This window comes from Bradyrhizobium genomosp. I (2014), from assembly GCF_000261685.1.
Lineage (GTDB): Bacteria > Pseudomonadota > Alphaproteobacteria > Rhizobiales > Xanthobacteraceae > Bradyrhizobium.
Genome location: NZ_AJQE01000177.1, coordinates 34,133 through 45,111 on the forward strand (window position 1 = coordinate 34,133; position 10,979 = coordinate 45,111).

General features: G+C 64.7%; 10 protein-coding genes. 4 read left to right on the plus strand and 6 right to left on the minus strand.

Annotation, left to right across the window (positions count from 1 at the left end; all coding sequences use genetic code 11):
- Positions 1–61: 61 nt before the first annotated feature.
- The 5 genes from IC50_RS17295 to IC50_RS17315 form a co-directional block, all read right to left on the minus strand.
- A complete protein-coding gene (locus tag IC50_RS17295) occupies positions 62–1,189 on the minus strand; it encodes an acyl-CoA dehydrogenase family protein (protein WP_035707118.1) in 1,128 nt (375 codons plus the stop codon).
- A 99-nt stretch (positions 1,190–1,288) separates the two neighbouring features.
- Complete coding sequence (locus IC50_RS17300; protein ID WP_035707120.1) at positions 1,289–3,160, minus strand: AMP-binding protein; 1,872 nt, start codon at positions 3,158–3,160, stop codon at positions 1,289–1,291.
- Positions 3,161–3,205: 45 nt separating this feature from the next.
- Positions 3,206–4,012: an enoyl-CoA hydratase/isomerase family protein gene (locus tag IC50_RS17305; protein WP_035707123.1), complete on the minus strand. Its 807-nt coding sequence runs from the start codon at positions 4,010–4,012 to the stop codon at positions 3,206–3,208.
- 188 nt (positions 4,013–4,200) lie between these two features.
- Positions 4,201–4,959, minus strand: coding sequence for an SDR family NAD(P)-dependent oxidoreductase (locus IC50_RS17310; RefSeq protein WP_024337318.1), 759 nt, complete (start codon positions 4,957–4,959; stop codon positions 4,201–4,203).
- A 74-nt stretch (positions 4,960–5,033) separates the two neighbouring features.
- The gene (locus tag IC50_RS17315) at positions 5,034–5,636 is read right to left on the minus strand and encodes a TetR family transcriptional regulator (RefSeq protein WP_035707126.1); all 603 of its coding nucleotides are present in this window, start codon (positions 5,634–5,636) and stop codon (positions 5,034–5,036) included.
- A gap of 210 nt (positions 5,637–5,846) precedes the next feature.
- Here IC50_RS17315 and IC50_RS17320 point away from each other — a divergent pair, with 210 nt between their 5' ends.
- Positions 5,847–7,019: an acetyl-CoA C-acetyltransferase gene (locus IC50_RS17320; RefSeq protein WP_035707129.1), complete on the plus strand. Its 1,173-nt coding sequence runs from the start codon at positions 5,847–5,849 to the stop codon at positions 7,017–7,019.
- A gap of 121 nt (positions 7,020–7,140) precedes the next feature.
- Entirely contained in the window at positions 7,141–8,685 is a 1,545-nt protein-coding gene (locus tag IC50_RS17325; RefSeq protein WP_035707132.1) for an acyl-CoA synthetase, read from the plus strand.
- A gap of 138 nt (positions 8,686–8,823) precedes the next feature.
- On the opposite strand, the gene IC50_RS17330 is transcribed toward IC50_RS17325, so the two are convergent.
- Positions 8,824–9,366 (minus strand): methylated-DNA--[protein]-cysteine S-methyltransferase, encoded by a 543-nt coding sequence (locus tag IC50_RS17330; RefSeq protein ID WP_035707135.1) that lies wholly within the window; start codon positions 9,364–9,366, stop codon positions 8,824–8,826.
- Positions 9,367–9,499: 133 nt separating this feature from the next.
- Here IC50_RS17330 and IC50_RS17335 point away from each other — a divergent pair, with 133 nt between their 5' ends.
- Entirely contained in the window at positions 9,500–10,315 is an 816-nt protein-coding gene (locus IC50_RS17335) for an alpha/beta fold hydrolase (protein WP_035707138.1), read from the plus strand.
- A gap of 2 nt (positions 10,316–10,317) precedes the next feature.
- The coding region (locus tag IC50_RS17340) for an alpha/beta fold hydrolase (RefSeq protein WP_035707143.1) at positions 10,318–10,979 on the plus strand (662 nt) is incomplete at its 3' end.

The window sequence follows — 10,979 nt, forward strand, 5'->3', positions numbered from 1 at the left end:
AGAGGTTATCCACTCATCTCGAGATTCCGGGTTCGCCGCTGTGCGGCGCCCCGGAATGACATCACGCCGCGTTCTTCTTCCTCATCCGGTCTATCAACTGGTCTTCCCAATAGGACAGGCTGCCGAGCCCCAGCGCCATCGCATTGGCGCGGCGATAGTACATGTGGCAATCGAACTCCCAGGTGAATCCCATGCCGCCGTGAACCTGGATGTTGTTCTTGGCGCAGTGCTGGAATGCCTGCGTCGCGCTGATGCGCGCGGCGGCGGCGGCTTCCGGCAGCTCGGCCGCATTGGTCGAGAGCGCCCAGGCGCCGTAATAGCTGTTGGAGCGCGCCAGCGTCGCCGAGACGTACATGTCCGCGAGCATGTGCTTCACCGCCTGGAACGAGCCGATCTGCCGGCCAAAGGCGATGCGGTCGAGCGCGTAATCCCTGCCCATCTCCAGCGCGCGATCGGCACCGCCGACCTGCTCGAAGGCGCACAGCACCGCGGCGCGGTCGAGCACCCGGGTGAGGATGCTCCAGCCTTCGCCCGCCGCGCCGAGCGGCTCGGCCTTGGCGTCCTTGAAGGTGATTTCGGCCTGGCCGCGGGTCGGATCGAGATTGGTGAGGCCTTTGACCTCGACGCCGCCTGCCTTGAGATCGACCAGGAACAGCGAGATGTCATTGTCGCGCCCGCTCGATCCCGTGCGTGCGGCGACCACCGCGAAATCGGCGATGGCGCCGTCGGCGACCGGCTTCTTGACGCCGTTGAGCACGCCGTTCGCAGCCGTCAGCTTGACGTTCTTCGGCGCCGGATTGCCCTTGCCCTCGAACAGCGCCAGCGTCCCGATCGCCTCGCCCGAGGCGATCGCCGGCAACCATTTCTTCTTCTGCGCGTCGCTGCCGGCGATCAGCAGCGCCTCGGCGGCGAGGTACACGGTCGAGGAGAACGGCACCGGCGCGTTGGCCCGGCCCATCTCCTCCGCGATCACGCAAAGCTCGAGATGGCCGGCGCCGGCGCCGCCGAACTCCTCAGGAATAGCGACACCGAGGAAGCCCATCTCGGCGAGGCCTTTCCAGAGCTCCTTGTCGTAAGGAGCCTTGCCGTCGAGCACGATGCGCACTGCCTTGGGCGCGCATTTTTCGGCGAGGAACTTGCGCGCCTGGTCGCGGAGCTGCTTCTGGTCGTCGGAGAAGTCGAAGTTCATGGCGGGCTACCTTCTTATTCATTCATTGTCGTTGAGACCGTCATTCCGGGGCGCGACGAAGTCGCGAGCCCGGAATGACGAGTTGAGAGAGTTGCGCACTCATCGCAGCACGATCACATCCTGATCCGGCGTGTCCGCATAAAGCCGCTCGACCAGCGCCGCGCGGCGCTCGAGGCCGGCGCGCTGGTTGATGTAGCCCTTGTCGGTAAGCTCGTTGCCGTCGATCGAGGGCGGCTCGACCATCAGCATGGCGCGGGCGATGATGCGGCTGCTGGCGCCCTCGCACTCCCGGTTGTGAGCTTCCAGCCCGCGCCTGAAGCAGGCGATCACCTCGGGGTGCTTCACGGCCTCAGCGAAGCTCAGACCGGGATTGCCGACGAGTTGGCGGCAGGCATGCAAATTGGGCCAGGCCAAGAGGCCGATGCAGGCACGGTCCTGCCCCGCGACCAGCGCGTCATGCACCACAGGCGTTGCCGCCGCAATCGTATCGGTGCGCAGCGAGCCGACATGCACGAAGGTGCCGGTAGTGAGCTTGAAGTCCTCCACCACGCGGCCAGCGAAGATGATGCCTTGCACCGGATCGGAATCGTCGACGAAAATACCGGCATCGCCGATGCAGTAAAATCCTTCCTCGTCGAACATCTTCCTGGTCAGCTCCGGCTGGCCGAAATAGCCGGGCGTGACGTTGACGCCGCGCAGGCGCAGTTCGTATTTCGAGCCGCACGGCACCATCTTCAATTCGACGCCGGGGAACGGCAGGCCGATCAGGCCGACGCGCTCGGTATCCCAATAGGTGCCGGTCGAGGTCGGCGCGGTCTCGGTCGAGCCCCAGCCGGTATAGAACACGATGCGCTCGCCGGTGGTCTTCACCGCGAGAGCCTGCATGCGCTCATAGAGATCGTCCGGCAGCCGCGCGCCGCCATAAGCCATGATCGAAAGGTTCTTGAAGAAGGATCGGCAGAGCGCATCGTCCTTCTCCATGGCGGCGGCGAGCGCGGCGTAGCCGGCCGGCACGTTGGCGTAATAGGTCGGCGATATCTCGCGCAGGTTCCGCAGCGTCTCGTCGAACTGGCCCGGCATCGGCCGGCCGTCGTCGATATAGAGCGTACCGCCGTCGACCAGGATCGGGTGAAATGCCGCGTTGCCGCCCATGGTGTGATTCCACGGCATCCAGTCCAGCATGGTCGAGATTGGATCGCTCGGGTCGCGCGGACGAACCTGCATCATCATCGCCGCATTGGCGCACATCATCTCCTGCGTGTTGATGACGGCCTTCGGCATGCCGGTCGAGCCTGACGTGAACAGCAGCTTGCCGACGGTCTGCGGCGCGACCTGTGCAATCGACGCTTCGACATCGGCCGTCGCCGGCGTTGCCGCGAGCTCGGCAAAGCTGACGCTCTTGATGCCGTCGCAAGGCCGCGCGACGTGAACCACGGTGACGCCGCCGAGGTCGAGTGCGTTCAGCGCCTTCTCGAAGGTCGGACCGTCCTGCACCATCACGACAGCCGGCTGGATCAGGTCGAACAGGTACTTCAGCTTGACGTGATCGTGGCTCATCAGGGAATAGGCCGGCGACACAGGAGCCGCGGGCGAGAGCGCTTGCATCGCGGCCTGCGTCATCAGCGCGTGCTCGATCGAATTGCCTGAGAGAATCGCGACAGGCCGGCCGGCGAGCCCGAGATTGAGCAGGCCTTGCGTCAGCGCATCCACGGTGCGCTTGGCTTCGCCATAAGACACCTTGCGCCATTCGCGGTTGGGACCGCCGCGTTGCGCCAGCCAGGTGCGCTCGGGTGCTTCCTTCGCCCATTTCGCCAGCGAGGCCGGAATGTGCTTCTCGTAGGGCTGCAGCGGAATGCGCGACTTCAGCACCACCGTGCCGTCGCCGCGGCGTTCGACGTCGATATCACGCTTGAGCCATTGGACCTTGCGAAAGGCGGGCTTCGTCATCACCGCCGCCGCGCTGCCACTCATTTTTGCGTCTCCCGGAATTACTTGTCCTTCGCGGATCTTCGTCGTTCAGCGCTTGATATAGACAGGCTTTCGCTTTTCAAGGAAGGCCCTGATGCCTTCCGAAAACTCTTCCGAGCGGCTGCACAGGACCTGGTTGCGATCCTCCATCGCGATCGCAGCTTCCAGCGATCCGGCATCGATGCTCATGTTGAGACATTCCTTGGACAGTCGCAGGCCGACTGGCGATGCCGTCATCATCGCCTCGACATAAGGCGCAGCCGCGTCATCCAGACTGTCCTCCTCGACGATTTCCGAGACGAGCCCGACCGCGAGCGCTCGCTCGGCGCCGATGAAGCTTCCCGTGAGGATCAGTTCGGATGCCACGGATACGCCGACGAGCCGCGGCAGAAAATAACTGGTGCCGATGTCGCAGCCGCCGAGGCCGAGCTTGATGAAGGCGCAGTTCATTCGCGTCGACCGCGTCGCGATGCGGATGTCGGAGGCAAGCGCCAGTGCAAAGCCGCCGCCGGCTGCCGCGCCCTGCACCAGCGCCAGGATCGGTTGCGGACAGCGCCGCATCAGCATCACGATGTCGGCGATGCGGCGCTGCGAATCCAGCGACTCCGTGACGCCGGGCGGCTCCTGTTGCCCGGCGCGGCGTGCCATCGCGGCCTTGAGGTCGAGACCCGCGCAAAAGTTCTTGCCGGCGCCCCGGAGCACCACGACGCGCGTGTCGCGATTGCGCTGCAGGCCCTGGAAATAGACGTTGAGCGCATCGATCAGCGCCGGATCGAGCGCGTTGAGGTGCTCGGGCCGGTTCAGCATCACCCGGTCGACGCCGTCGTCGTGCTCGATCAGCAGCGGTTGGGACATAGGGGCCTCATGCATCGGTCGTGAGCCGGACTGCCACCCTCCCCTAGAGGGGGAGGGTCGATCGCGCGCAGCGCGAGCGGGGTGGGGTGACGGTCTCTCCCACCGAACAGTGCCCGAGTGGAGAGATCACCCCACCCCGGCGCTTCGCGCCGACCCCCCCCTCCAGGGGAGGGTAAGAGATGCACCGCCTAGCGCGGCGCCATGCGGATGGCGCCGTCGAGGCGGATGGTTTCGCCATTCAGCATCGGGTTCTCGACGATGTGCACGGCGAGCATGCCGTATTCGTTGGCGTCGCCGAGACGCGAGGGGTGCGGCACCTGGGCGCCCAGGCTCTTGCGGGCCTCTTCGTTCAGACCCATCAGCAGCGGCGTGAAGAACAAGCCGGGCGCGATGGTGTTGACGCGGATCTTCTGGCTGGCGAGATCGCGCGCGGCCGGAAGCGTGAGGCCGACGACACCACCCTTCGAGGCCGAATAGGCAATCTGGCCGATCTGGCCTTCGTAAGCAGCCACCGAAGCGGTGTTGATGATGACGCCCCGCTCCTCGCCGATCGGCTCCGCAGTGACGAGACGTTCGGCGAACAGGCGCAGGCAGTTGAAGGTGCCGATCAGATTGACGTTGATGATGCGCGCGAACTTTTCCAAGGGATAAACGCCGTCGCGGCCGACGATGCGCTGCGAGCCGCCGATGCCGGCGCAGTTCATCAGCACGCGCGCGACGCCATGCGCGGCTTCCGCCTTGGCGATCGCGGCCTTGATCTGCTCTTCGCTGGTGACGTCCGCATGGAGCGCGACGCCCTTCACTTCGGCGGCGACCTTCTCGGCGTTTTCCTTGCTCTGGTCGATCACGCCGATCTTGGCGCCCTTGGCGGCCATGGCGCGGGCGGTCGCAGCGCCAAGGCCGGAGCCACCGCCGGTGATGAGAACGGCTACGTCTTTCAACTGCATCGCTTGTACCTCTACCTTTTCCTTGGGCGTTTCTTCTCTGGACTTGTCTTCTCTAGAGTTTGGAGTTCGGCCGATTATCCGGCCGCGGCGGCTTCCTCGGCTTGCGTGAGGATGCCGCCGCAGATCAGCGTTTCCATGTGCTTGATGTATTGCCGGCAGACATCATCGGTGACCGGGCCGACGCCGGTCGCGCGGGACATTGCATGCCGGCCGAAGAACAAATGATCGCAGGCCCCGATCAGGCTGGTGTAGAACAACACAGGATCGGTCTGCCGGAATTCGCCGCGGCTGACGCCTTCGGCGAGCAGGCGGCGATGGAAATCCAGCAGCGGGGCGACGAAAAATTTTGAGACCTCATCGGCGGAGCCCGCGCTGGTCTCGTGCAGCAGATAATGAATCAGCCGGTTCATGTAAGGGAACCGGTGATAGGCGCGGATGATGCCGGCGATATGTAGCTTCAGCTTCGCCGTCGACGTGATCGGCTGCGCCAGCAGATATTCGAGATTCGACATCTCGGTCGCCGCATCCCGTGCAAGCAGCGCCAGCAGCAGGCCGTCCTTGTTGCCGAAGTGATATTTGACCAGCGCGGCGTTGGCGCCGGACTTCTGCGCGATATCGGAGAGCGAGATCTCGATCGAGGAGCGTTCGATCATCAGCTCGCTCGCGGCCACCAGCAATTTCTCTGCCGTGGAATTTTTCCCGCCGGGGAGCCTGTTCGGTACGCTGATAGCCACGGAGATCCCTGTTTTCGCCGCTTGAAGCGGGCGCAGATAAGCCCAAGCAGCGCCTCATCACAAGAGTTAATTGATCGATTGACTAAACGATCTCCCGTCCCTTAAATCCGATCCCGACAACCAACCCCGTCAAAAATTCAGGGAGAGACCGACATGGCCGAGGCTTATATCGTCGCCGCTGCGCGTACTGCGGGCGGGCGCAAGGGGGGCCGTCTCGCCGGCTGGCATCCGGCCGATCTCGCCGCGAAGGTGCTGGACGAGCTGGTCGATCGCACCAAGGTCGACCCGGCCCAGGTCGAGGACGTGATCATGGGCTGCGTGATGCAGGTCGGCGAGCAGTCCAACAACGTCGCGCGCAACGCGGTCATGGCGTCGAAGCTCCCTGAAAGCGTGCCGGGCACCTCGATCGACCGCCAGTGCGGCTCCTCGCAGCAGGCGCTGCACTTCGCCGCGCAGGCGGTGATGTCGGGTGCGATGGACGTGGTGATCGCGGCCGGCGTGGAATCGATGACGCGGGTTCCGATGGGCCTGTCGTCGCAGCTTCCGGCCAAGAACGGCTTTGGCAACTACAAGAGCCCGGGCATCGAGAAGAAGTATCCGAACATCGTGTTCAGCCAGTTCACCGGCGCGGAGATGATGGCGGAGAAGTACGGCCTCTCGAAGGATGAGCTCGACGAGTACTCCTACAACAGCCACCAGCGCGCGATCGCCGCGACGCAGGCCGGTCACTTCAAGAAGGAGATCGTGCCGCTCGAGATCACCCGCGCCGACGGCAGCAAGGACACCCACCACATCGACGAAGGCATCCGCTTCGACGTCAGCCTCGACGGCATCAAGGGCGTCAAGCTGATCGCCGAGAACGGCAGGCTCTCCGCCGCCAGCGCCAGCCAGATCTGCGACGGCGCTTCCGGCGTGATGGTCGTGAACGAGCGCGGCCTGAAGCAACTCGGCGTCAAGCCGCTCGCGCGCGTCCACCACATGACCATGACCGGCGGCGACCCCGTCATCATGCTGGACGCGCCGCTGCACGCCACCAGGCGCGCGCTGGAGAAGGCCGGCATGAAGATCGGCGACATCGACCTGTTCGAGGTCAACGAGGCCTTCGCTTCGGTGCCGACGGCGTGGCTGAAGACCACCGGCGCCGATCCGGAGCGCCTCAACGTCAACGGCGGCGCCATCGCGCTCGGTCATCCGCTCGGCGGCTCCGGCACAAAGCTGATGACGACGCTGGTCCACGCCCTGCACCAGCGCGGCAAGCGCTATGGCCTGCAGACCATGTGCGAAGGCGGCGGCATGGCCAACGTGACGATCGTCGAGCGACTGTAAGAAAAAACAAAAGCGAGTAGTGAGTGGCGAGTAGCCGAATGGTGAGTAGGCGAAGAGCGGTTTTGGCCCTTCTTCCCTATTCGCCATTGGCTACTCGCCATTCGCGTTTTGAGGAAACGCCATGACCCACCCCTCCATCCACGCCCGCACCACGCCCGACAAGATCGCCTATCAGATGGCCGGGACCGGCAAGGCGATCACCTATCGCGAGCTCGACGAGCTCTCGAACCAGGGCGCGCAGCTGTTCCGCTCGCTCGGCTTGAGGGCCGGCGACCACATCGCACTTCTGATGGAAAACCGCCTCGCCTTCATGGAAATCTGCTGGGCGGCGCAACGCAGCGGGCTCTATTACACCGCGATCAGCCGCTATCTGAAGCAGGACGAGATCGACTACATCATCGCCGATTGCGGCGCCAAGGTCGTCATCACCACGCCGAAATGCGCCGACCAGATCAAAGGCCTGATCAAGGGTGCGGCAGGCGAGCCGATCTTCTACATGATGGACGAGCCGTCGCCCGGCTTCCGTTCCTACGACAAGGAAGCGGGTGCGCAGCCGACCACGTCGATCGCGGACGAGGTCGCCGGCTACGACATGCTGTATTCGTCGGGCACGACCGGCCGGCCCAAAGGCATCAAGAAGGCCTTCGAGGGAAACAGGATTGACGTGCCGAACGCCTTCCTGCGCGTGCTCTGCGCCGACATGTGCGGCATGAACGCGGAGAGCACCTATCTGTCGCCGGCGCCGCTGTATCACGCGGCTCCCCTGCGCTTCAACATGATGGCGATCGTGCTCGGCGGTACCTCCATCATCATGGAGCACTTCGATGCCGAAGAGTTCCTGAAGCTGGTCGAGAAATACAAGGTCACCCAATCGCAGCTGGTCCCGACCATGTTCGTCCGCATGCTGAAGCTGCCGGACGATGTGCGCACCAAGTACGACGTCTCCACGCTGAAGGGCGCGATCCACGCCGCCGCGCCCTGCCCCATCGACGTCAAGGCCAGGATGATCGAATGGTGGGGACCGATCCTGATCGAGTATTACGCGGGCTCGGAAGGCAACGGCGTCACCGTCTGCAACTCGCAGCAATGGTTGGAGCATCGCGGCAGCGTCGGCCGCGCCGTGGTCGGCAAGATCAAGATTCTGGACGAGAACGACGAGGAGCAGCCGACGGGCGAGATCGGCACGGTCTACTTCGCCGACGCGCCCGCCTTCACCTATCACAACGACCCCGAGAAGACGAAGAAGGCCTACAACGCCAAGGGATGGTCGACGCTCGGCGATGTCGGCTATCTCGACAAGGACGGCTTCCTCTATCTCACCGACCGCAAGTCCTACATGATCATCTCGGGCGGGGTGAACATCTACCCGCAGGAGACCGAGGACGTGCTGATCACGCACCCTGACGTCGCCGACGTCGCGGTGTTCGGCGTGCCGAACGAGGAGATGGGTGAGGAAGTGAAGGCGGTGGTGCAGCCGCACGACATGACGCGCGCCGGCAAGGCGCTCGAGGCCGATTTGATCGCCTATTGCAAGGGCCGCCTCTCCGCGATCAAATGCCCACGCTCGATCGATTTCGAAGCCGAGCTGCCGCGCACGCCCACGGGAAAGCTGGTGAAGCGGCATCTGCGCGACAAATACTGGCCGAAGACCGCGGCGAAGATTTAGAGGTCTCGTATCCCGGACGCGGCGCAGCGCGCAGCGGTGCGCCGCAGAGCCGGGACCCACCTCGCTTGAGTTCTGGGCCCCGGCTCAGCAGTGCAGCACTTCGTGCCGCACTGCGTCCGGGGCACGAGACCGTTGGCCTCAATCGAACAAGCTCGGCGTGTGGTTTACCAGCGCGCCTTCGATCTCGAGCATCTTCAGCTTCGTCACCACGCCGCCATTTGCCGAGAAGCCGCCGGGCTTGTTGCCGGCCGCCAGCACACGATGGCACGGCACGACAATGGGGCACGGATTGCGGCCGAGCGCCTGGCCGACGTCGCGCGACAGCTGGACGCCGCCGAGCTGCTTGGCGATGTCGCCATAGGTGATGGTCTTGCCCGGCGGAATCGCGCGGGCGATCTCGTAGACGCCGCGATTGAACTCGGGCACCCCGTCGAGATCGAGCGGGATGTCGGTGAGGTCGTCCGGCTCGCCCGCGAGCAGTTTTGTCATGCGGTCGATCGCCTGCTGCACCTCGGCGGTCGGCTCAGCCTCGCTGGCATCAGCGTGGCGCTGGTGGATGCGGGTGCGGATCTTCTGCTCGCCGCCCATCGGCAATTGCGTGCCGTTGATGCCGCGCGGGCCCCAGGCGATCGCGCACAGGCCGATCCGGGTGTCGAACAGGGCAAAATGCTGGTCGGTCATGGCTAGGTTCCTGGCTTGCTTCCGTTGCAGGCCCCCACTTTGAATTCCCGCCAAATCTAGGCTTGGAAATAGTTGCGATCCACCCGGTTTCCGGGAATCTTGCACAGGAGTTCCAATTCCTCGCGAGCCCTGAATGCAAAGCCTCCACGTCAACGGATACGACATGCCCTATCTCGACGTGGGCGAAGACAGAGCCCGTCCGCTGGTCTGCGTGCACGGCTCGCTCAACGACTTCCGCGTCTGGGGCTGCGTGCTCGGCCCGCTGTCGCGGCGGCATCGGGTGATCGCCGTCAGCCTGCGGCACTTCTTCCCGGAGCGCTGGGACGGCCTCGGTGACACCTATTCAATCGCCCAGCACGTCGAGGACGTCATCGCCTTCATCGACGAGCTCGATCTCGGCCCCGTCGATCTGATGGGCCATTCCCGCGGCGGGCACATCTGTTTTCGCGTCGCTCAGCAGCGCCCCGATTTGTTGCGCCGGCTCGTTCTGGCCGAGCCCGGCGGCGAGCTCGATGCGAGCCTCGACCCTGATTATGTCGGCGGCCCCTCGCCGCTGCTGGCGCGCTTCACCGCCTCGGCCGAGAAGATCGCGGCGGGCGACGTCGACGGCGGCCTTGCCGTCTTCGTCGACACGCTGGAGGGCGCCGGCACTTGGCCGCGCCTACCGGCGATGGTGAAGCAGAACCTGCGCGACAACGCCATGACACTGATCGGCCAGGTCCGCGACGACCGCCCGCCATTCTCGAAGGCGGATGCGGAGTCCATCAAAATTCCGACACTGTTCATCCTGGGCGCGCGGACCAAGGGCCTGCTGCCGAAGGTGCTGCACGCGCTGGCCGCGCATGTACCCTATTCGAAGACGGCGATCATCCCGAATGCGACGCATCCGATGTTCGAGCAGGCGCCGCAGAAATACTCCGAAGTGGTTCTGGATTTTCTGGCGAGCTGACCATGCAGACATTGCGCGTCAACGGTTACGACATGGCCTATCTCGAAGTCGGAAGCGGCCCGCCGCTGGTTTGCGTGCACGGCACGCTCGGTGATTTCCGCACCTGGTATTCGGTCCTGGGCCCACTTTCGAAGGCACATCGGGTGATCTCGGTCAGCCTGCGGCACTTCTTCCCCGAGCATTGGGATGCCGTCGGCGACGACTACAAGATGGCGCAGCATGTCGCCGACGTGATCGCGTTCATCGAGCAGGTCAGGCCCGGCCCGGTCGATCTGATGGGCCATTCGCGCGGCGGGCACATCGCCTTTCGCGTGGCGCAGGCGCGGCCGGATCTGCTGCGCAAACTGGTGCTGGCCGAGCCGGGCGGCGATCTCGACTCATCCCTGCCGGTCCCCGAAGGCACACCCGCGCATCCGCCGCTGGCGGCCCGCACCGCGCGATCGGTCGAGATGATCCGCGGCGGTGACATCGAGGGCGCGCTGCAAAATTTCTACGAAGGCATCGAAGGCGACGGCTCCTGGCGGCGCGTGCCCGCCGCGGCGAAGCAGCAACTCCGCGACAACGCACTCACCTTCATCGGTCAGATCAACGAGCAGCGCCGGCCCTACACGCTCAGCGACGCGCAGGCGATCAGGACGCCGACGCTGCTGATCGGCGGGGGGGC